The organism is Streptomyces sp. NPDC054887, from assembly GCF_053610585.1.
The window spans coordinates 55,826-76,507 of record NZ_JBSGYQ010000001.1 but is presented as its reverse complement, the minus strand read 5'-3'; the positions used below and the strand labels follow the sequence as shown (position 1 = coordinate 76,507).

Here is a 20,682-nt window from a genome sequence, read left to right as displayed (position 1 = left end):
TGACCGCGCAGGGAACTGTGGCTGGCGCCCGGTGCGGGGGGTACGGGGAACGCTGCCTCCCCCGGGCGTCCGTTAGCGTAGTGCTTCCGCGGCGTCGAAGGAGATAAGGGTACGTTGAGCAATTCTGCCGACTCTCCCACCGAACCCGCCCGGCGCCCTGCCCTGCGGCCGGTGAGGCTGCTGACGGCGGGGGTCTTCGCGCTCGCCGGGCTGATCTTCGTGACCAGCTTCAACACGGCCAAGGGCACGAACATCCGTACCGACGACTCGCTGCTGAAGCTCTCCGACCTCATCGACCAGCGCAGTCACAAGAACAAGGAGCTGGGCGACCGCACGGCCGCCGTCCGCGGCGAGGTGGACGCGCTGGCGCAGCGCGGTGACAGCAGCACCAGGGCGGAGGACGCGAAGCTGAAGGCGCTGGAGGCGGCCGCCGGCACCAAGAAGCTCTCGGGCGCCGGCCTCACCGTCACGCTCGACGACGCCCCGCCGGACGCCACGGCCAACCCCGGCTACCCCGAGCCGCAGCCCAACGACCTGGTCATCCACCAGCAGGACCTCCAGGCGGTGGTCAACGCCCTGTGGCAGGGCGGCGCCAAGGGCATCAGGGTCATGGACCAGCGGCTGATCTCCACCAGCGCGGTGCGCTGCGTCGGCAACACCCTGATCCTCCAGGGCCGCGTCTACTCGCCGCCGTACAAGGTCACCGCGATCGGCGACCGCGAGGACCTCGAACGGGCCCTTGCGGCCTCCACGGCGCTGCAGAACTACCAGCTGTACGTGAAGGCGTACGGACTCGGGTGGAAAGTCGACGAGCACGAGGCGATGACTCTTCCCGGCTACTCGGGCACAGTGGATCTCCACTACGCGAGGCCCGTCGAGTAACCGGGGGAGCCGATGCCGGGGCGGCTGTCGGGGCGGCTGATCGTCAGGACGTTCAGCGAAGTGTGCGTCACGGCCGGCACCCTCGTCGTGCTGTTCGTGGCGTACGTGATGTTCTGGACCGGCGTCGAGGCCGCCGGCGCGAGCGACGGGCAGATCGACAGCCTCCGGGAGTCGTGGGCACGGGACCCCGGCCGGAGCGCCGCCCCCTCGGCCCCACCCGCCCCCCGGGCGTACGAGCCGGGCCGGCCCTTCGCGGTGATGTACGTGCCGCGCCTCGGCGAGGACTGGGACTGGCCTGTCCTGGAGGGCACGGGGGCCGCCACCCTCAAGAAGGGGCTCGGCCACTACCCGGGGACCGCGCGGCTCGGGGAGACGGGCAACTTCTCCGTCGCCGGACACCGCCGTACGTACGGCGATCCCTTCAAGGACTTCCCCGAGCTGCGGCCCGGGGACGCGGTGGTGCTGACCGACGGGACGACGTGGTTCACGTACCGCGTGGGGAACAGGCCGTACCGGACCGTCCCCGGCGATGTCGGTGTGATCGACGACGTTCCCGTCAAGGCCGGTTTCGAGGGCCCGGGACGCTATCTGACGCTGACCACGTGCGAGCCGGAGTGGGGCAGCAGCCACCGGCTGGTCGTGTGGGCCCATCTGGACGCCACGCAGCCCGTGGAGGAGGGCAGGCCGCGCGCATTGAGCGGCTGACCCACGAGCCCCCGCCGTCGCCCTTTATTCTGGGTTTCGACCGAACGGAAGGGACAGCATGTACGGCTGGATCTGGCGGCATCTGCCGGGCAACGTAGGGGTACGGGCGCTGATCTCGCTCGTACTGGTCCTGGCGGTCGTCTACGCACTGTTCCAGTACGTCTTCCCGTGGGCGGAGCCGCTGCTTCCGTTCAACGATGTGACGGTCGACGGGGACGGAGGTTCGGGCCGGTGAGCGCGCGGATCCTGGTGGTCGACAACTACGACAGCTTCGTCTTCAACCTCGTGCAGTACCTCTACCAGCTCGGGGCCGAGTGCGAGGTGCTGCGCAACGACGAGGTGGAGCTGAGCCACGCCCAGGACGGCTTCGACGGCGTACTGCTGTCGCCGGGCCCGGGCACGCCCGAACAGGCGGGCGTCTGCGTCGACATGGTGCGGCACTGCGCCACGACGGGCGTGCCGGTCTTCGGCGTCTGCCTGGGCATGCAGTCGATGGCGGTGGCGTACGGCGGCGTGGTCGGCCGGGCCCCGGAGCTGCTGCACGGCAAGACGTCCCCCGTGACGCACACAGGCACCGGGGTCTTCGCCGGGCTGCCCTCGCCGTTCACGGCGACGCGCTACCACTCGCTGGCGGCCGAGCCGCAGGCGCTGCCCGCCGAGCTGGAGGTCACCGCGCGGACGGCCGACGGGATCGTCATGGGGCTGCGCCACCGGGATCTGCCGGTCGAGGGCGTGCAGTTCCACCCCGAGTCGGTACTGACCGAACACGGGCATTTGATGCTGGCCAACTGGCTTGCGCGGTGCGGGTATCCGGGAGCGGTGGAGCGGGCGGCCGGGCTCGCGCCGGTGGTGGGCAAGGCCGCCGCGTGACGGCGCTCCGCCCCGAACAGCACGACGCCGGCCGGGAGGCCTCGCACCAGCAGGGTGCGTACGGGGCGGCGGGCGCGTTCGAGGCGGCGGTGGAGCAGCTCGCGGATCCACTGAACGATCCGCTGCCGGGGCAGCAGCGCCCGGCGGCGACGCAGGCCCCCGGCCACGGCCCGGATCCGGACGGGACCTCGCCGTGGTTCCGGTCGGCGACGGTGCCGCAGGGCACGCCGGGGCAGCCCGCGCCCGCGCGGCCCACGGTCGGACAGCCCGCACAGGGGCGGTCCACGCCGGGGCAGACCACCCAGGGGGCCGTACAGCCGCCCCAGCGGCCCCTCCAGCACCCTCAGGAGCCGTACGGGACCCCGGCCCACCCCCAGGGCCGGTACGCCGCTCAGCGGCCCGCCCCGGCCGCCGAGCCGGTGCCGCCTTTCGTCCCCGTCTCCGGAGCCGCCCACGAGGCCGCCCACGGGGCCGCGCCCGTTCCGACTCCCGAGCCCGTACCGGCACCCGTACCGGCGCCCGTACCGGCGCCCGCTTCCACGCCTCCGTACGACGACGAGACCGTCGCCCTGCGGACGGACGACACCCGGCGAATAGCGGGCGCCGATTCCGAGCCGGCCGCGCCGTCCGGCCCGGCGCCGGTGACCGGTGGCCGCGCCGAGCGTCGCAGGGCGGCCAAAGGCAGGGGGAGCCGCGGCAGGAGCTCCGAGAAGAAGACCTCGCCGGAGGCCGCACCGAAGGCGCCGCTCTCCCGTGTCGAGGCCAGACGCGCCGCCCGCGCCGCGAAGGACAGCCCGGCGGTCGTCGCCAGCAGGTTCTTCGGGGAGATGTTCATCTCGCTGGGCGTGCTGATGCTGCTGTTCGTCACGTACCAGCTGTGGTGGACGAACGTCCGCGCGGACCTGTTCGCCGGCAAGGAGGCGGACAAGATCCAGGAGGGCTGGGCCAACGGCCGCAAGCCCGGGGCGTTCGAGCCGGGCCAGGGCTTCGCCATCCTGCACATTCCCAAGCTCGACGTCGTCGTGCCGATCGCCGAGGGCATCGACAAGGCGCGGGTCCTCGACAACGGCATGGTGGGCCACTACGCGGAGGGCAAGCTCAGGACGGCGATGCCGTCGGACAAGCTGGGGAACTTCGCGGTGGCGGGCCACCGGAACACGCACGGCGAGCCGTTCCGGTACATCAATCAGCTCGAACCGGGCGATCCGATCGTCGTGGAGACGCAGGACACGTACTACACGTACGAGATGGCCAGCATCCTGCCGCAGACCTCGCCCTCCAACGTGAGCGTCATCGGCCCGGTGCCGCCGGGTTCGGGCTTCACACGGCCCGGCAGGTACATCACGCTGACGACGTGCACACCGGAATTCACGAGTACGTACCGAATGATCGTGTGGGGCAAGATGGTCGACGAACGGCCGCGCGGCAAGGGGCAGCCCGACGCGCTCGTCGGCTGAGAACGGGCCGGCCGGACGGAAGAGACTCAGGACGGGGACGGGTGCGGTGGCAGCCAGGACGACCGATCAGGACGAGCAGACCGGCACACCCGTGCCCGCGTCCGCACCCGCGGGCGCGCGCCGGAGGCGTGGACGTGTCGCGGGCGCGGTGAGCCTCTTCGGCGAGCTGCTGATCACGGCGGGCCTGATCCTCGGCCTGTTCGTCGTCTACTCGCTGTGGTGGACGAACGTGCTCGCCGACCGCGACGCCGACAAGCAGGGCAACCAGGTGCGCGACCGGTGGGCGGGCGGCCCGGGGGCCCTCGACACCAAGAACGGCATCGGCTTCCTGCACGTACCGGCGATGAAGAACGGCGAGGTGCTGGTCCGCAAGGGCACCAACTCCAAGGACCTGAACCGAGGTGTCGCCGGGTACTACACGGACCCGATCAAGTCGGCGCTGCCGTCCGACAAGCAGGGCAACTTCTCGCTGGCGGCGCACCGGGACGGGCACGGCGCGAAGTTCCACAACATCGACAAGCTCAAGGACGGCGACGCGATCGTCTTCGAGACGAAGGACACCTGGTACGTCTACAAGGTGTACGCGAAGCTCCCGGAGACCTCGAAGTACAACGTGGACGTACTGAAGCCGGTCCCGAAGGAGTCGGGGAAGAAGAAGCCGGGGCGCTACATCACGCTGACGACCTGCACGCCGGTCTACACGTCGAAGCACCGGTACATCGTGTGGGGCGAGCTGGAGCGTACGGAGAAGGTCGACCGACACCGCACGCCGCCGGCCGAACTCGGCTAGCGCGGGAGCCGGGCCCGAAGCCGCACCTTCGACTTGCGACTTCGGGCCTTTTCGCGTGGTGCCGCCAGCGCAGGATCTCCAGCACGTCGCCCGCGCTCGGCACGTCGTCGCGGAGGGAGACGAGCTCCCTGCGCAGCTCCCCCGCCGTCTCGATGAGGGCGTTGAACAGGGGGACGACGGACTTGCCGAGGATGTCGGTGATCCGCCGGTCGATGCGGTCGTCGAGGGGCTCGGGGGCGGCGGGGCCCGTCGGGGCGAAGTTGTCCACAGGCTGTGTGCGGGCGACGGCTTAGACGTCGAGAAGGTACGTACGCACCTGAAGCGCTCCAGGTCGGGGCCGCGGAGCGTGTGCATGCATAGGAAGACACGCACGGTATTCGCAGCCCTGTGCGGTCCGGTGCCGGGGCAGAGCGAAGGGCCGTGGGCTTCGGGTGAAGTCCACGGCCCTTCGGAAGCGGGGCGGGGCTAGTCGCTGTCGCCGTTGCGGCCGAACGCGCCGCCGAAGAGGCCGCCGCCGTCGTTGCCGCCGTTGTCTCCGCCGCCGTTGTCGCCTCCGCCGTCACCGCCGCCGCCGGCGGTGGTGAGGTTGACCGCCGTGCCCTTGGGGACCTGCTGGCCGACCGCGGGCTGGGGGATCACGACGATGGCGTCGTCGTCCTGCGGGCCCGTGATCGTGCCGACGGTGAGTTCGGCGTCCTCGATGGCCTTGCGGGCGTCCTTGAGCTTCTGGCCGGTCACGGGCGGTACCGCTACCTGCTCGGGCTGCGCGGGCGCCTTCGCGACGGTGAGGGTGACGGTGCCGCCCTTGTCGGTCTGGCTGTTGCCCACCGGGTCCTGCTTGATGACGGTGCCCGGGGCCTCGGTCGACTCCTCCTCGGCACGGGCCACCTGGAAGCCGAGGTCGCTGAGCTGCTTGCTGGCCGCCTCGAAGGTCTGGCCCACGACCGGCGGGACGTCGGCCTTGGAGGACTTGGCGATGGAGAGGGTGATCGTCTCGCCCTTCTCCACCTTCGTGCCGCCCTCGGGGTCCTGGTCGACGACCGTGCCGACCGTCTTCTCGGACTCGACCTGCTTGGTGTCGACCTCGAAGCCCTTGGACTCCAGGTTCTCCGTCGCCCGTTGCTTCGACTGCTCGGTCACGTCGGGGACCTCGACCTTGGGGGCGCCCGTGGAGACGACGACCGTGACGACCGAGCCCTCGTCGACCTCCTGGCCGCTGTCCGGGGACTGGCTGCAGATCTTGCCCTTGGGCTGGTCCTCGCACTCCTTGCGTTCCCCGACCTCGACGGTCAGGTCGACGTTCGTGCCGAGATTCTTCGCCTTGGCGAGCGTCTCCCCGACCAGGGGCGGCACCGTGCGCGTGCCCTCGCCCGACTGGGAGTCCATGAGCGACTTGCCGATCAGGATGGCGCCGACGAGGACGAGTACGCCGGCGATGACCAGCAGGATCGTCGAGGTGTTGCTCTTCTTCTGCTGCCTGCGGCGGTCCACGCGGTCGTCGTAGCCGAAGCCGCCGTCGTCCGGGTTGACCGGCGGCAGCATCGACGTGGGGGCGCCGCCGCCGTCGGCGGAGCGCAGGGCCGTGGTGGGCTGGTCGTCGCCGTAGCCGCCGTAGCCGACCGATCCGAGGGCGGAGGTGGCGGCGACGGGACGGCCGTCGAGGCATGCCTCGATGTCGGCGCGCATCTCGTCGGCGGACTGGTAGCGGTAGTCGGGGTCCTTGACCAGTGCCTTCAGGACGATGGCGTCCATCTCGGGCGTGATCTCGGGGTCGAAGTTCGACGGGGGCTGCGGTTCTTCCCGTACGTGCTGGTAGGCGACCGCGACCGGGGAGTCGCCGATGAACGGCGGCCGTACGGTCAGCAGCTCGTAGAGCAGGCAGCCGGTGGAGTAGAGGTCGGAGCGGGCGTCGACCTGCTCGCCCTTGGCCTGCTCCGGGGAGAGGTACTGGGCGGTGCCGATGACGGCGGCGGTCTGCGTCATGGTCATGCCGGAGTCGCCCATAGCGCGGGCGATGCCGAAGTCCATGACCTTCACCTGGCCGGTGCGCGTCAGCATGACGTTCGCCGGCTTGATGTCCCGGTGCACGATCTGGGCGCGGTGCGAGTACTCGAGCGCCTGGAGGATGCCCACGGTCATCTCCAGGGTGCGCTCGGGCAGCAGCTTGCGGCCGGAGTGCAGGAGCTCACGCAGGGTCGACCCGTCGACGTACTCCATCACGATGTACGGGATGGAGACGTTGTCGACGTAGTCCTCGCCGGTGTCGTAGACCGCGACGATCGCCGGGTGGTTCAGCGAGGCCGCCGACTGGGCCTCGCGGCGGAACCGGGCCTGGAAGGACGGGTCGCGGGCGAGATCCACCCGCAGCGTCTTCACGGCGACGGTGCGGCCGAGCCGGGTGTCGTGCGCGATGTAGACCTCGGCCATGCCACCACGGCCGAGCACCGAGCCCAGCTCGTACCGGCCGCCGAGGCGACGCGGCTCTTCCATAGCTAATCCAGCCCTCTCCGTCTGTCCCGACCGCACCTGTGTGTGGTCCGGCGGTGTGCTGTCCGCGCATACGGTACCGGGCGGGCCGTAACGGGTCCGCCCGTGACTGCCGGCCGAGACCCGACCGGTACTGCGACGTGGGCGTACGCGGCCGTCAGGTGACCGGCGTCACTTCTGCCTGTCGAGCACCGCCTGCATCACGTCCTTCGCGATGGGGGCCGCGAGACCGCCGCCGGAGATGTCCTCGCGGTTGGCGTTGTCGTCCTCGACGACGACGGCGACGGCGACCGGGGAGCCCTCGTCGGTCTTGGCGTACGAGATGAACCAGGCGTAGGGCTTCTCGCTGTTGTCGACGCCGTGCTGGGCGGTGCCGGTCTTGCCGCCGACGGTGACGTTGGGGATCTTGGCGTTCGAGCCCGTTCCGTCCGAGACGACCGTCTCCATCATTTCCTGGAGCTTCTGGGCGTTCTCCGGGGAGAGCGGGGTGCTCATCTCCTCGGGGCTCGTCTTCTCCAGGACGTCGAGGTTCGGGTCGGTGAGCCGGTCGATCATGTACGGCTTCATCAGCTTGCCGTCGTTGGCGATGGCGGCGGTCACCATGGCCATCTGGAGCGGCGTGGCGGCGGTGTTGAACTGGCCGATGGAGGAGAGGGCCGTCTGGGCCTTGTCCATGTCCTTGGAGAAGACGCTCGCGTTGGAGCGGACGGGTACGAACTGCTGCTCGTTGAAGCCGAACTTCTCGGCCGTCTCCAGCATCTTCTCGTTGTCGAGGTCGGCGCCGATCTTGCCGAAGACCGTGTTGCAGGACCACTGGAGCGCGACCCGGAGGCTGGCGTTCTTGCAGGGGTGGTTGCCGTCGTTCACCAGGTTCTTGGTGGACAGCGGCAGCCGCCACGGCAGCGGGGAGTCGGTCTTCGCGTCGATGTCGTCGTACAGGCCGTGCTCCAGGGCGGCGGCCGCGGTGATGACCTTGAAGGTGGAGCCGGGCGGGTAGGTCTCGCGCAGGGCCCGGTTCGTCGTCGGCTTGTCCGGGTCCTTCTCGTACCTCTGCCAGTTCTTGACGTCCTCGTCGGTGTTTCCGGCGACCTTGGAGGGGTCGTACGAGGGGGTGCTGGCGAGGGCGAGGATCGCGCCGGTCTGCGGGTCGATCGCCGCGACGGCACCCTTGCGGGCGCCCAGGCCCTTGAAGGCGGCGCGCTGGGCGGCGCCGTTCAGGGTGGTGAGGACGTGGCCGCCCTGCTTCTTGTCACCGGTGAACAGCGACAGCGTGCGGTCGAAGAACAGGCGGTCGTCGGTGCCGGTGAGGATGTCGTCCTCGATGGACTCGATCTGGTTGGAGCCCATCCGCTGCGAGGTGAAGCCGGTGACCGGCGCCCACATCGGGCCGTCCTTGTACGTTCGCTGGAACTTGAAGTCGCCGCTCTTGGACTCCTTGGACCCGGTGATGGCCTTGCCGTCGACGATGATGTCGCCGCGCTTGTGGGCGTAGCGGTCGATCAGGACGCGGCGGTTGTGGGGGTCCTTGGAGAGTTCGTCGGCCTTGACGTACTGGATCCAGTTGACCCGTACGAGCAGGGCGAGGACGAGCAGGCCGCAGAAGACGGCGACCCGGCGCAGGGGCTTGTTCACGGACGGACCACCTGGGTCATCTCGGCGTCGGGGGACGGGGCGGGGGCCGGCGCGGGCCTGCGGGCGGTGTCGCTGATGCGCAGCAGGATGGCGATGAGTGCCCAGTTGGCGATGACGGAGGAGCCGCCCTGTGCGAGGAACGGCATCGTCATACCGGTCAGCGGGATGACGCCGGTGACACCGCCGGCGACGACGAAGACCTGGAGGGCGAAGGCGCCGGAGAGGCCGATCGCGAGGAGCTTGCCGAAGGGGTCGCGGGCGGCGAGGGCGGTGCGTACGCCGCGCTCGATGAGCAGCCCGTACAGCAGGATGATCGCCATCAGGCCGGTGAGGCCCATCTCCTCGCCGACGGTGGCGAGGATGTAGTCGCTCTTGGGGGCGATGCCGCCGATGAGGCGGGAGTAGCCCTGTCCGAGGCCGGAGCCGAAGAGGCCGCCGGAGCCGAAGGCGTACACGGCCTGGGCGGTCTCGGTGACGCCGCCGTTCTGGAGGGCGAGGGGGTTGAGCCAGTTGTCCACGCGGGTCTGTACGTGGCTGGCGAAGGAGGCGACGCCGACGGCGCCGGCGGCGCTGAGGGTGAGGCCGAAGACGACCCAGCTGGTGCGCTCGGTGGCGACGTACAGCATGATCACGAAGAGGCCGAAGAAGAGCAGCGAGGTGCCCAGGTCGGTCTCGAAGATCAGGATCATGAGGCTGAGGGCCCAGATGGCGAGGATCGGGCCGAGGTCGCGGCCGCGGGGCAGGTACATGCCCATGAAGCGGCGGCTGGCCAGGGCGAGCGCGTCGCGCTTCACCATCAGGTAGCCGGCGAAGAAGATCGCGATGATGATCTTCGCGAACTCGCCGGGCTGGAGCGATCCCAGGCCGGGGATGGTGATCCAGATCTTCGCGCCGTTCACGCCGGGGAAGAACATCGGCAGGATCAGCAGCACGAGGGCCACGACCATGGAGATGTACGTGTAGCGCTGGAGTACGCGGTGGTCCTTGAGGAACAGCAGCACGCACAGGAACAGTGCGACGCCGACCGCGGACCACATCATCTGCTTGGGCGCCATGGCGCCGCCCACGGCGGCCGTGGTGATGGACGGCTCCAGGTCGAGGCGCCAGATCAGCACCAGGCCCAGGCCGTTGAGCAGGGTCGCCAGCGGCAGCATCAGCGGGTCGGCGTACGGCGCGAACTTGCGCACCATCAGGTGCGCGACGCCCGCGAGCAGGCCGAGGCCGATCCCGTAGCCGAGCATGCCCGCGGGCAGGCTGCCGTCCTTGGCGAGGCCGACATTGGCGTACGCGAAGACCGGGATGATGACGGCGAACGCGAGCATCGCCAGCTCGGTGTTCCGTCGGCTCGGCGCTTCGATCGCGCCGATGGTGGTCGTGTTGGTGACAACGCTCATGGTGGTAAGGCCCCCTACGGCTTTACGGCTTACCGCACTGCGAGACCAGCTTCTGCTCTTCCTCGGAGAGGCTGGGGCCAGGAGTGGGCGTAGCTGTAGCCGTCGGAATCTTCTGGGTCTTGGCGGTCTGGGTCGTGGCGCCGGAACCGGTTGTTCCGCCTGCCTCGCCCTCGCCCGTACGCGCGTCGTTCTCTCGTTCCGCCTTCTCGCGCTCCGCCCTCTCGCGCGCCTCGCGCTCGATCTTGCGGCGCTCCTCGTCCTTCTTGCACGCGGACGCCTGGGTGCCGAGCTCGCCGACCTTCTCGCGCGCGTCGGCGAGGCTGCCCTCGGTGATGGTCGCCTCGACCTGCTTCTGCTGGTAGGGCGGGAGGTACTTGAGTTCGATCTCGGGGTGGTCCTTCTCGATCTTCGAGAGGGAGACCCAGGCCAGGTCCTGGCTGATGCCCCGGTAGAGCGCGACGTGGTTCTTGTTGGCGCCGACGTAGTACTGGGTCTGGGTCCAGCGGTAGCCGCCGTACGCACCGCCGCCGATCACGGCGAGCGCGAGCACGATGTAGAACGATCTCTTCAGCCACTTGCGGCCGGAGCGCGGCTTGCTGAAGTCCTCGTCGCGGTACGCGCCGAAGGCCCCGTCGGGGGCCGCTCCGTAGCCGGCGTTGTCACCGCTGCCGGGCGGGCCGAAGGCGCCGCCGGGCGCGGCCTGCTGCGGGGGAACGGGCCGGCCGAGGCCCGCCGCGCGGCCCGCGGGGGTCTGCATGGCCCCGCCGTCGTTCGCCTGGAGCTGGTTCTCGGCGACCGCGCCGACGACGACCGGGGTGTCGTTGAGCTGCCCGGCCAGGGTGTCGTTGCCGTCGACGTCCAGGACGTCCGCGACGATGCAGGTGATGTTGTCGGGGCCGCCGCCGCGCAGCGCGAGCTGGATGAGCTCCTGCACGGTCTCCTGCGGGCCGTGGTAGCTGGCGAGCGTCTCCTCCATCGTCTGGTGGGAGACGACGCCGGACAGGCCGTCGGAGCAGATCAGGTAGCGGTCGCCGGCCCGGACCTCGCGGATGGACAGGTCGGGCTCGACGTGGTCGCCGCTGCCCAGCGCGCGCATCAGCAGGGAGCGCTGCGGGTGGGTGGTGGCTTCCTCCTCGGTGATGCGGCCCTCGTCGACGAGGCGCTGCACCCAGGTGTGGTCCTGCGTGATCTGGGTCAGCACGCCGTCGCGCAGCAGGTACGCCCGCGAGTCGCCGACGTGCACGAGCCCGAGGCGCTGACCGGTCCACAGCAGGGCGGTGAGCGTGGTGCCCATGCCCTCCAGCTGGGGGTCCTCCTCGACCATCATGCGCAGCTGGTCATTGGCACGCTGCACGGCGCTGCCGAGCGAGGTGAGGATGTCCGAGCCGGGTACGTCGTCGTCGAGGGTGACCAGGGTCGAGATGACCTCGGAACTGGCCACCTCGCCGGCGGCCTGTCCCCCCATGCCGTCGGCGATCGCGAGAAGGCGGGGGCCGGCGTAACCGGAGTCCTCGTTGCCTTCCCGGATCATGCCTTTGTGCGATCCGGCGGCGAAGCGCAGTGAGAGACTCATGCGCACCTCGCCCGTCGGCTCCGGGTACATCCGCACGGTGCCCACCCTCCGGTCGGGAGCCTGCGGGGATCCGCTGTCGGGACCGCCGCGGCTCGCTCGCTCCGCTCGCGCTCAATCATGACGTGGCACTACTTCCGCAGCTCGATGACGGTCTTGCCGATGCGGATCGGCGCGCCCAGCGGAATGGGGGTCGGGGTGGTGAGTCGGGTCCGGTCGAGATACGTGCCGTTGGTGGACCCGAGATCCTCGACGATCCACTGGCCGTCACGGTCCGGGTAGATCCTGGCATGACGGCTGGACGCGTAGTCGTCGTCCAGCACGATCGTCGAATCGTGCGCCCGCCCCAGCGTGACGGTCTGCCCCTGGAGGGCCACCGTCGTGCCGGTGAGCGTGCCTTCGGACACCACCAGTTTCGTGGGGGCGCCGCGGCGCTGGCGCTGCTGCGGCGGCGCCGCAGCCTGTTGCTGGCGTCCGCTCTGCGGCGGCCTGGCGTCGGCGGACGCGGTGCGGCGTGAGCCGCGCTGCGTGACCCGCGTACCGAACAGATCGCTGCGGATGACCTGGACGGCCACAATCACAAACAGCCACAGAACAGCCAGGAAACCTAGCCGCATGACCGTCAGGGTCAGCTCTGACATTGCCCCCGCTTCACCCTTCGGCTTGCCGATAAACGATGGTCGTGCTGCCCACGACGATCCGCGAGCCGTCGCGGAGCGTAGCGCGGGTGGTGTGCTGTCCGTCTACCACGATGCCGTTGGTAGACCCGAGATCCTGGATCGTCGGGGGCGTTCCGGTCCGGATCTCACAGTGCCGGCGGGATACGCCGGGGTCGTCGATCCGCACGTCTGCTTCGGTGCTGCGGCCCAGCACCAGCGTCGGGCGGGACATCTGATGGCGTGTGCCATTGATCTCGATCCAGCGCCGCGTCTGCGCGCCGGGCATCGGGCCCGGGCCCGCTCCGCCCGGTCTGCCGGACACGGCGGCCGGTCCGCCGGGCCGCGCGCCGTGGGACGGCGACGGCGGCGGGGCCGCGGGCATGGGGGGCGCTCCGGGGGCGGCCGACGGCGGGTAGCCGTAGCCGCCGCCGCGCGGGGCGGCGGGCGCGGGGGCCTGACGGCCGGCGGCCGGGCTCTGCGACGGGCCCGCCTGCGAGGTGCTGGACGCGAGGGTGCGGCTGCGTACGCGGTAGAGACCGGTGTCGAGGTCGTCCGCCTTCTCCAGGTGGACCTTGATGGGGCCCATGAAGGTGTAGCGCTGCTGCTTCGCGTAGTCGCGGACCAGGCCGGAGAGCTCGTCGCCGAGCTGACCCGAGTACGGGCTGAGGCGCTCGTAGTCCGGGGTGGACAGCTCGACGATGAAGTCGTTGGGGACGACGGTCCGCTCGCGGTTCCAGATCGTGGCGTTGTTGTCGCACTCGCGCTGGAGGGCGCCGGCGATCTCGACGGGCTGGACCTCGGACTTGAAGACCTTGGCGAAGGTGCCGTTGACCAGACCTTCGAGACGCTGCTCGAAACGCTTCAGGACTCCCATGGGGCACCTCCTCCGTCGTTGTCGTCCTGGTACTGCTTACTGATCGTATCCACGCGTCGGGAAATCGGCTGGTTCCCCTTGTCTGCACAGTGGATGAGTGTCACCTCTCACAGGGATCGTAGAGGTGGCCTCCTGACAGTGTCCCGCACCCCGGGGACACTCTGGAGGAGTGGGTGAGGGGCGGCGGCGTTCCTTTCGGCGTTCCCCTCGTCGTTCCCTCCCCGTGGCCGGTCCGCGCGCCCGGTCCCCGTTTCCCCTCTCGTTCCCCTCCTCGGGTCCCCCCGAACAACGGGTGTGAATCCACCCTGACCACCGTGCTAATCTTCTGCATGTCGTCAGGCGCTCGCACAAACCAGTGAGAGATTCGAACGGCACCACTCATGCGCGAGTGGCGGAACGGCAGACGCGCTGGCTTCAGGTGCCAGTGTCCTTAGGGACGTGGGGGTTCAAATCCCCCCTCGCGCACTTAGAGAAACCGACGGAGCGGGTCTCCGCGGGTGACGAAAGTCGCCTGCGGGGGCCCGCTTCTCGTTGTGCCCGGGAGTGTCTCTTCGGCGCCGGGGTCGGCTTGCCGCGCCGCCGGGTGGGTGCGGGGTCGTCGGGGTCGGCTGAGCTGCCGCCGGGGGCGTGCGGGGCGCCTCGGTCGGCTCTGCTGCGCCGCCGGGGGCGTGGGGGCCGCCTGTAGCCTGCGGTACCGGGTACGTCGCGAGGGGACGCGGCGGCCTGTTTTCTGTTTGCGCGGGCCGACGCGCGGCGTTTCGCCGCCCGGCCCGCGGACTGTTCCGGGGGCGGGGGAGTTCGTGATGGCCCGAATAAGGGCCGCGTGGGCCGTGGCCGTGGTCTTCACGGCGCTGGCCTGCGCGCAGCAACTGCTGCTGGTGGCGGGGTACGGGGGATGGCTGCCGGGGTGGCAGCCGTGGCCGTACCTGCTGGTGGCGGGGCCGGCCTGGGTGATCGCTCTGAGGTGCCGGGGCGGCTCGGGCTGGGGTCGCCCGGGTGATGCCGGTGGCTCGGGTGATGGGCGGGGCGCCGGTGGCTCGGGTGGCCCGGGTGAGCGGGTCGGGTGGGTCGGGCGGGTGCCCGGCCGCCTGCTGAGGTGTGTGGATCTGCTGCGGCGGGTGCCCTCCTGGGCGTACCTCCTCGGGGTGCTGGCGATGGCCGCCGGGGTGTGGGCGGCGTTGCAGGGACACGAGCCGTACCTCGGTCACGAGGAGGCGGTGTACGCGAACAAGGCGCGCTCCTGGGCGGACGGGTCGCCCGACGCGGGCTGGGGCGTCTACCGGCCCGTCGGGCTGCCCGCGCTGGGGGCGCTCGCCCTGTGGCTGTCCGGCGAGTGGACCGGCCACGGAGGCGGCTCCGCTCCCGGGGCCGGGGTGGGAGCGCTGCGCGTGGTGGCGCTGCTGCTGGTGCTGGGGACGCTGACGGTGACGTACCGCGCCGCGGCCGCCTGGACCTCGCGGCGGCGTGCGGTGGTCGTCGTACTGGTGCTGCTGAGCGGGCTGGGGTTCCTGCGGCGCGTACCCGAGTACCTCAACGACATCGGGGCGACCGGGCTGCTGCTGCTCGTGGTCCTCCTGCTGGTGCGGGCGCAGGAGAAGGAGGGGTCGCGGGCGCTGTGGGGTGTGCCGGTCGTGGTGCTGGCCGCCTTCTACCTGCGGTACGGAGTGGTCGGGAACCTGCTCGCTGTCGCTCTCGCGGCGGTCCTGGCGTACGGGCCGCGCGCCTGGGCGGCGCAGGGACGGCGGTTGGCGGGGGCGGCAGCGCTGCTGGTGACGGGGCTCGTACCGCATCTGGTGCACGCCGTAAGGGAGACGGGGTCGCCGCTCGGCATGGTGCTGTCGGCGACCTCGCAGGCCAACCGCGAGTACGTGGGCGACGGGCTCGTCTACTACCTGGCGGTCTTTCCCTACCGGCTGGCCGGAGATCTCGGAGCGGTGGTGATGGCCGCCGGGCTGTGGGCGGCCGGCGCGGCGCTGCTGCGCGTCCGCAGGGCGCGGGGAGGGCCGGACGCGCGTCCCGAGGACCGGCGGCGGGTGTTCCTGGGAACGGCGGCGGTGCTCGTTCTGGTGGTCCTCGGCCTGGCGACGGACGGGGAGCCGCGGTTCGTCTACCTCGCGGTCGTCCTGCTCACGATCCTCGGGGTGCAGGCGGTGGCGGAGCTGGCGGGCCGGATGTGGAGCGCGCCGGCGCTGACCGCCGTGGCCGCGCTGGCCGGGCTGACGGTGCTCGGTACCGCGCAGGTCGTGGCGCACGGCGCCATGCCGGGCCCCACGCGGCTCGCCTGGTCGACGGTGCCGGTCGCACGGGAGATAGGGGCGGCGGCGCAGGGGCGGCCGTGCCTGGTGGTCACGGGGTACGAGCCCGAGTTCGGCTGGTACTCCGGGTGCGACGCGATGACGTACGCCCAGTACCGCGAGGCACGGGTGCCCGGCGGGACGGTGGTGAGCCTGGTCGTCTTCGAGCGCGGGCGGCTCCAGCCGGACGCGGCGGGGCTGGAGCGGCTGACCGCGGGGCGGGAGACCGACGTACGCACGGTGGAGTCTGAGGGGGCGGTGGGGGCGGCGACGGTGGTGACGCTGGTGCGGTGATGGCCGTGATGGGGGTGATGGCGGTGATGGCGGGGGTGCGGGTTAGGCGTGCGGGGTGGGCGTGTTGCGGTGTGCGGGGCGCTGCGGGTGTCCCCTCGTCGGCTTGTTCGTGGGACCGGTGCGGTGCTCGGCCGTCTTCTCCTCGGCCGTCCGTTGTCCACAGGAGGTTGTCCGAGGTTGTCCACAGGGGGAGACGGCCGTCGTGGGACGACGGTACGGTCGTCAACAGTTGATGTTGTCGGCTGATCGCCGGCAGCGGTGCTGTGCGAGGCGGGGAGGCGGCACACCATGACCGAGAACGAGACGGTGCGGTCCGGGCGGATTCCGGAGGTGCCGGGATTCGCGCAGTGCACGCCGGGCCGGTCGGAGGAGTCGCCGAAGGACCGGGGCAAGGCGCTGCGTTCGAGGGTGCCCAGGGCCTCGCACGACTCGCTGGTGCTGGCCGTGGACCGGCCCGACGCGGTGCGCGCGGTCGAGGAGTCGAGTCGCGGCCGGGTGCCCGGGCTGACCCCGCTGCGGGTCGGCCGCATGGCCGCCTCGCCGTTCGCCTTCCTGCGCGGCTCGGCCGGGCTCATGGCGCACGACCTGGTGGGTACGCCGGTCACCGGCGTCGGCGCCCAGATCTGCGGCGACGCGCACGCGGCGAACTTCGGCCTGTACGGCGACGCGCGAGGCCGCCTCGTCATCGACCTGAACGACTTCGACGAGACCGTCGTCGGGCCGTGGGAGTGGGACGTGAAGCGGCTGGCCACGTCCCTGGTGCTCGCCGGACGTCAGACGGGAGCCGACGAGGACATATGCCGTCAGGCGGCCTTCGACACGGTCGGGGCGTACCGGCGGACGATGCGGCTGCTGGCCAGGATGCCGGTGCTCGACGCGTGGAACGCGATCGCCGACGAGGAACTCGTCTCGCACACGGACGCGCGGGACCTGATCGGCACGCTGGAACGGGTGGCGGAAAAGGCCCGCAACAACACCAGCGCGCGCTTCGCCGCGAAGGCAACGGCCGAGGGGCCGGGCGGGACGCGGCGCTTCGTGGACGCGCCTCCGGTGCTGCGGCGGGTGCCGGACGGGGAGGCGGCCGCGGTCGCCTCGGCGCTGGGCGGGTACCTCAAGACGCTGCCCGAGGACCGGCTGCCGCTGCTCGCGCGGTACGCGATCCACGACGTGGCGTTCCGGGTCGTCGGCACCGGCAGCGTCGGTACGCGGTCGTACGTGGTGCTGCTGATCGACCACCGTGGAGAGCCGCTGGTGCTCCAGGTGAAGGAGGCACGGGCCTCGGCGCTGACGCCGTACCTGTCTCTTGCCGGCTTCCCGGTGCCCAGGGCCGGGCACGAGGGGCGCCGGGTGGTGCTCGGGCAGAAGCGGATGCAGGTGGTCAGCGACAACCTGCTCGGCTGGGCCGAGGTCGACGGGCGGCCGTACCAGGTGCGCCAGTTCCGCAACCGCAAGGGGAGCGTGGACCCGGCGGCGCTGGAGCCCTCGCAGCTGGACGACTACGGGCGGATGACCGGGGCGCTGCTGGCGCGGGCGCACGCGCACAGCGTGGATCCGCGACTGGTCGCCGGATACTGCGGCAAGAACGACGAGTTCGACGCGGCCGTGGCGCGCTTCGCGGTGGCGTACGCGGACCGCACGGAAGCGGATCACAGCGACCTGATGTCGGCGATCAAGGACGGACGAATAGCCGCCGAGCACGGCGTGTAGGCGCGGCGCGGGCTCCTGGGGCTCCCGCGCTCCAGGAGGACCAGGGGCGGCGGGGGACTCGGGGCGGCGGGCGGGCCGCCCGGTGTGTGGGGTGCTGGTGGGGTTGTGGGCGCGGGTGGGTGGCTCGCCCGTACGCTGGTCGGGTGACTCAGGAAGCTCCCGGGGAGCCGACGACCCGGAACGACGACGCGCAGGACCCGCACGCGGCCGGGCAGGAGCCCGGGCACGCGGCCGCCGCCCGGCCGGCCGCCGGCGGTGATCAGGAGCAGGCAGGGGCGCAGAGCCCGGACCCCGGCGCGGCCCCCGGCCAGGACTCTGCTCAGCACCCGGGCCGAGACATCGCCCCGGACACCGGCCACGACCCCGGTCAGGACGTTGGCCAGGCTTCTGGTCAGCACCCCGGCCAGGGCACTGGCCAGGACTCCGGCCAGGGCACTGGCCAGGACTCCGGCCAGGAGACCGGTCAGGACTCCGGTCAGGATTCCGGTCAGGAGCGGCCGGAGGCGCGGCTGGAGCGGGCTGTGCGGGTCGCGGAGCAGGCGCTGATCGAGTTCGAGATCGCGGTGGAGACCTTCCGGGTCGAGGTGGAGAACTTCTCCCGGCTCCATCACCAGAAGCTCGGCCCGATGTACGCGCGCCTCGACGAGCTGGACGCCTGCATCGCGGAGGCCACCGCAGCCCGCACGGGCGATCCGGAGGACCGCCGCCGGGCCGAGGAGGCGCGGGCGATCGTCATGCCTATGCCGGGCGTCGACGAGCTGTTCCACGACTGGATGGACTCGGACGGTCTCTCCCCCGAGGCGTCGGCCATGCTCACCGAGCAGGCCGTGCAGCCGCCGAAGCGGGTCAGGCCCAGCGAGGAGGCCCGCAAGCTGTACCGCGAACTGGCCCGCAGGGCGCACCCCGACCTCGCGCAGGACGAGACGGAGCGCGGGCGCAGGGACGAGTTCATCACGCGGGTGAACGCGGCGTACGGGCGTGGTGACGTCGACCAGCTGCGCGCGCTGTCGGAGGAGTGGGCGGCGGGTCCGGCGCCCAAGGAGCTGCTGCCCGGGCGCGACGAGCTGTACGCCCGGCTGGAATGGCTTTCGCAGCGCAAGGAGCTTCTGTCGCTGATCGCCCAGGAGCTGGAGGACAGCGCCATCGGGTCGATGCTGCGCATGGCTCCCGAGGACCCGGACCGGCTGCTGGAGGAGATCGCCGAGCAGCTGCTCGCACAGGTCTCCGAGCGTGAGGCGGAACTGGCCAGACTGGTGCAGTAGGTTGCCGGAGAGGGCTGGGCGGGAGGCTTCCGGGCGGGCCGCCGTGGCGAGCGCACCCGCGGCAGCCGTACCGGGACCGGCGCCCGCGCCCACTGCGACGAGCACACTGAGTACGCACACCGTGTATGTACGAGAGAAGGCATGACCCATGAACTTCGCCCCGTTCCCCTCCGTCGACGCCGCCGCCGTGCCCGCCGACGGCTTCGTGCTGGACGTACGGGAGGACGACGAGTGGGCGGCCGGTCACGTCGAGGGCGCGCTGCACATCCCGATGAGCGACTTCGTGAGCCGCTTCGGTGAGCTCACGGAAGCGGCCGAGGACGGGCGGCGGGTCCATGTGATGTGCCGTGTCGGCGGCCGTTCCGCTCAGGTCACGCAGTACCTGGTGCGCCAGGGCGTGGACGCGGTCAACGTCGACGGCGGGATGCTCGCCTGGGACGGCGCCGGACGCCCCATGGTCACCGACAACGGCAGCCCCGCCCTCGTTCTCTGAGCCTGCCCGGAATGTTCCCGCGTCCCTCGGTTCAGCCGAGGGCGTGGGCGGCCAGCAGATCGCCCAGGGCCTCCTCGTGCGCGGCGGCGGGGCCGAGCGAGAGCTCGATCTGCTTGGCCCACGCGTGGTAGCGGTGCAGCGGGTAGTCGGTGTCCGCGCCGAAGCCGCCGTGCAGGTGCTGGGCGGTCTGTACGACGCGGCGTACGCCCTCGGACGCCCAGATCTTCGCCACGGCCACGTCGCCCGTCACGGGCAGCGCTCCCGGTGAGCGTGTGGCCAGCCGCCAGGCGGCCTGCCAGAGGGTGACCTCCATCGCGCGCAGATCGATGTAGCGGTCGGCGGCCTGGACGGCGACGGCCTGGAAAGTGGCTATGGGGTGGCCGAACTGCTCCCGCTTTCCGGCGTATTCGCTCGTCATGGCCAGTACGCGCTCGCCGAGTCCCAGCGCCAGTGCGCAGGTGCCGGTGGTGAGGAGATCGCGCAGCCACTCCCAGGCGCCGTCGGCGTCGATCACCTCGTCGTCGCTGATCCGCACGGTGTCGAGGCGGACTTCGGCGAGGCGTTCGCCGCTGGTGGAGACCTGATCGGCGAGGGTGACGCCCGCGTGGTCGCGCGGGACCAGGGCGACCACGGCGCGGCCCGTGTCCGTGTGGGCGTCCGGGTGCGTCGCGGGTACGGCGATACGGTCCGCGCCGTGGGCCCACGGCACCCCCGTCTGCACCCCGTCGAGCAGCCACGAGTCGCCGTCCCGGTGCGCGGTGACGGCCAGCTCGGCCGGATCGTGGCCGGTGCGGCCGTTGGCGGCGGCGGTCAGCACCAGCTCCCCGCGACCGACGCGGGGGAGGATCCGCGCGGCCGACTCGGCGCTCCCGTAGGCCTGGACGGTCATCGCGACCGCGCTGGTCTCCAGCAGCGGCACGCGCGCGAGCACCTTCGCGGACTCACGCAGGACGAGGCAGAGCGCGACGGGGTCCAGGCCCGCGCCGCCGTGTTCGGCGGCCAGGACCAGGCTCAGCAGATCCGAGCGGGCGAGCCCGGCCCACAGGGACCGGTCGAAGTCCTGGGCCACCGCGCCCGGGGTGAGCGCGGGGCTCGGCACCCGGTCGGGCGCTACGCCCGCGAAGACCGCCTTCGCCGCCTCGACGGCCGCCTGCTGTTCCTCGGTGAAGGTGAAGTCCACGTCCTTGCCCTCCCGCGCCCCGGAAACCGCGTACACGTCCGACGTCCGCCGTCTGACGGAGCGTCAAGATAGAACACGTTCCTGAAAATGAACACAGGCGGGGAGGGGGGGGCGACGGTGAACGCGGCGTAC

17 protein-coding genes and 1 tRNA gene are annotated in these 20,682 nt (G+C 71.3%); 11 read left to right on the top strand and 7 right to left on the bottom strand.

What is annotated here, in order from left to right; all coding sequences use genetic code 11:
- Positions 1-114 precede the first annotated feature (114 nt).
- Genes ACWGH0_RS00350 through ACWGH0_RS00325 form a run of 6 tightly spaced genes read left to right on the top strand, consistent with a single transcriptional unit; the run spans position 115 to position 4,704 of the window.
- A complete protein-coding gene (locus ACWGH0_RS00350; RefSeq protein ID WP_453401866.1) occupies positions 115-882 on the top strand; it encodes a DUF881 domain-containing protein in 768 nt (255 codons plus the stop codon).
- Between the two features lie 60 nt (positions 883-942).
- The gene (locus ACWGH0_RS00345) at positions 943-1,587 is read left to right on the top strand and encodes a class E sortase (protein WP_453401865.1); all 645 of its coding nucleotides are present in this window, start codon (positions 943-945) and stop codon (positions 1,585-1,587) included.
- A gap of 58 nt (positions 1,588-1,645) precedes the next feature.
- Positions 1,646-1,822 (top strand): hypothetical protein, encoded by a 177-nt coding sequence (locus ACWGH0_RS00340; RefSeq protein WP_453401864.1) that lies wholly within the window; start codon positions 1,646-1,648, stop codon positions 1,820-1,822.
- Positions 1,819-2,457 carry an aminodeoxychorismate/anthranilate synthase component II gene (locus tag ACWGH0_RS00335; RefSeq protein WP_453401863.1) on the top strand — a complete coding sequence of 213 codons (639 nt, stop codon included), beginning with the start codon at positions 1,819-1,821 and terminating at the stop codon, positions 2,455-2,457. Before ACWGH0_RS00340 ends, ACWGH0_RS00335 begins: the two co-directional genes overlap by 4 nt.
- Entirely contained in the window at positions 2,454-3,914 is a 1,461-nt protein-coding gene (locus tag ACWGH0_RS00330) for a class E sortase (RefSeq protein WP_453401862.1), read from the top strand. Before ACWGH0_RS00335 ends, ACWGH0_RS00330 begins: the two co-directional genes overlap by 4 nt.
- A 46-nt stretch (positions 3,915-3,960) precedes the next feature.
- Entirely contained in the window at positions 3,961-4,704 is a 744-nt protein-coding gene (locus tag ACWGH0_RS00325) for a class E sortase (RefSeq protein WP_453401861.1), read from the top strand.
- Positions 4,705-5,169: 465 nt separating this feature from the next.
- Here the strand turns inward: ACWGH0_RS00325 and pknB are convergent, their stop codons facing one another.
- The 6 genes from pknB to ACWGH0_RS00295 all read right to left on the bottom strand — a co-directional run bounded on the left by pknB (position 5,170) and on the right by ACWGH0_RS00295 (position 13,320).
- Positions 5,170-7,194, bottom strand: coding sequence for a Stk1 family PASTA domain-containing Ser/Thr kinase (gene pknB, locus ACWGH0_RS00320; protein ID WP_453401860.1), 2,025 nt, complete (start codon positions 7,192-7,194; stop codon positions 5,170-5,172).
- A gap of 168 nt (positions 7,195-7,362) precedes the next feature.
- A complete protein-coding gene (locus ACWGH0_RS00315; protein WP_453401859.1) occupies positions 7,363-8,823 on the bottom strand; it encodes a peptidoglycan D,D-transpeptidase FtsI family protein in 1,461 nt (486 codons plus the stop codon).
- Positions 8,820-10,217, bottom strand: a complete 1,398-nt coding sequence (locus tag ACWGH0_RS00310) for an FtsW/RodA/SpoVE family cell cycle protein (RefSeq protein ID WP_453401858.1) — start codon at positions 10,215-10,217, stop codon at positions 8,820-8,822. Before ACWGH0_RS00310 ends, ACWGH0_RS00315 begins: the two co-directional genes overlap by 4 nt.
- Positions 10,218-10,239: 22 nt before the next feature.
- A complete protein-coding gene (locus tag ACWGH0_RS00305; protein ID WP_453401857.1) occupies positions 10,240-11,790 on the bottom strand; it encodes a Stp1/IreP family PP2C-type Ser/Thr phosphatase in 1,551 nt (516 codons plus the stop codon).
- A gap of 128 nt (positions 11,791-11,918) precedes the next feature.
- Positions 11,919-12,428, bottom strand: coding sequence for an FHA domain-containing protein FhaB/FipA (locus tag ACWGH0_RS00300; protein WP_453401856.1), 510 nt, complete (start codon positions 12,426-12,428; stop codon positions 11,919-11,921).
- Positions 12,429-12,438: 10 nt separating this feature from the next.
- Complete coding sequence (locus tag ACWGH0_RS00295; RefSeq protein ID WP_453401855.1) at positions 12,439-13,320, bottom strand: FhaA domain-containing protein; 882 nt, start codon at positions 13,318-13,320, stop codon at positions 12,439-12,441.
- Positions 13,321-13,702: 382 nt separating this feature from the next.
- Here ACWGH0_RS00295 and ACWGH0_RS00290 point away from each other — a divergent pair.
- The 5 genes from ACWGH0_RS00290 (at position 13,703) to ACWGH0_RS00270 (ending at position 19,370) form a co-directional block, all read left to right on the top strand.
- A tRNA-Leu gene (locus ACWGH0_RS00290) sits at positions 13,703-13,785 on the top strand.
- A gap of 338 nt (positions 13,786-14,123) precedes the next feature.
- Positions 14,124-15,908, top strand: a complete 1,785-nt coding sequence (locus ACWGH0_RS00285; protein ID WP_453401854.1) for a glycosyltransferase — start codon at positions 14,124-14,126, stop codon at positions 15,906-15,908.
- Positions 15,909-16,196: 288 nt separating this feature from the next.
- On the top strand, positions 16,197-17,615 hold the full coding sequence (locus ACWGH0_RS00280; protein WP_453401853.1) for a DUF2252 domain-containing protein: 1,419 nt from the start codon (positions 16,197-16,199) through the stop codon (positions 17,613-17,615).
- A gap of 143 nt (positions 17,616-17,758) precedes the next feature.
- Positions 17,759-18,877 carry a J domain-containing protein gene (locus ACWGH0_RS00275; protein ID WP_453401852.1) on the top strand — a complete coding sequence of 373 codons (1,119 nt, stop codon included), beginning with the start codon at positions 17,759-17,761 and terminating at the stop codon, positions 18,875-18,877.
- Between the two features lie 148 nt (positions 18,878-19,025).
- On the top strand, positions 19,026-19,370 hold the full coding sequence (locus ACWGH0_RS00270; protein WP_453401851.1) for a rhodanese-like domain-containing protein: 345 nt from the start codon (positions 19,026-19,028) through the stop codon (positions 19,368-19,370).
- Between the two features lie 31 nt (positions 19,371-19,401).
- Here the strand turns inward: ACWGH0_RS00270 and ACWGH0_RS00265 are convergent, their stop codons facing one another.
- A complete protein-coding gene (locus ACWGH0_RS00265; protein ID WP_453402050.1) occupies positions 19,402-20,550 on the bottom strand; it encodes an acyl-CoA dehydrogenase family protein in 1,149 nt (382 codons plus the stop codon).
- Positions 20,551-20,682 lie beyond the last annotated feature (132 nt).

Bases quoted from the DNA above. Each gene is read 5' to 3' on its own strand.
- ACWGH0_RS00340 (WP_453401864.1), top strand. From the start codon at position 1,646: ATGTACGGCTGGATCTGGCGGCATCTGCCGGGCAACGTAGGGGTACGG.
- pknB (WP_453401860.1), bottom strand. From the start codon at position 7,194: ATGGAAGAGCCGCGTCGCCTCGGCGGCCGGTACGAGCTGGGCTCGGTG.
- ACWGH0_RS00310 (WP_453401858.1), bottom strand. From the start codon at position 10,217: ATGAGCGTTGTCACCAACACGACCACCATCGGCGCGATCGAAGCGCCG.
- ACWGH0_RS00305 (WP_453401857.1), bottom strand. From the start codon at position 11,790: ATGAGTCTCTCACTGCGCTTCGCCGCCGGATCGCACAAAGGCATGATC.
- ACWGH0_RS00300 (WP_453401856.1), bottom strand. From the start codon at position 12,428: ATGTCAGAGCTGACCCTGACGGTCATGCGGCTAGGTTTCCTGGCTGTT.
- ACWGH0_RS00295 (WP_453401855.1), bottom strand. From the start codon at position 13,320: ATGGGAGTCCTGAAGCGTTTCGAGCAGCGTCTCGAAGGTCTGGTCAAC.
- ACWGH0_RS00285 (WP_453401854.1), top strand. From the start codon at position 14,124: ATGGCCCGAATAAGGGCCGCGTGGGCCGTGGCCGTGGTCTTCACGGCG.
- ACWGH0_RS00280 (WP_453401853.1), top strand. From the start codon at position 16,197: ATGACCGAGAACGAGACGGTGCGGTCCGGGCGGATTCCGGAGGTGCCG.
- ACWGH0_RS00270 (WP_453401851.1), top strand. From the start codon at position 19,026: ATGAACTTCGCCCCGTTCCCCTCCGTCGACGCCGCCGCCGTGCCCGCC.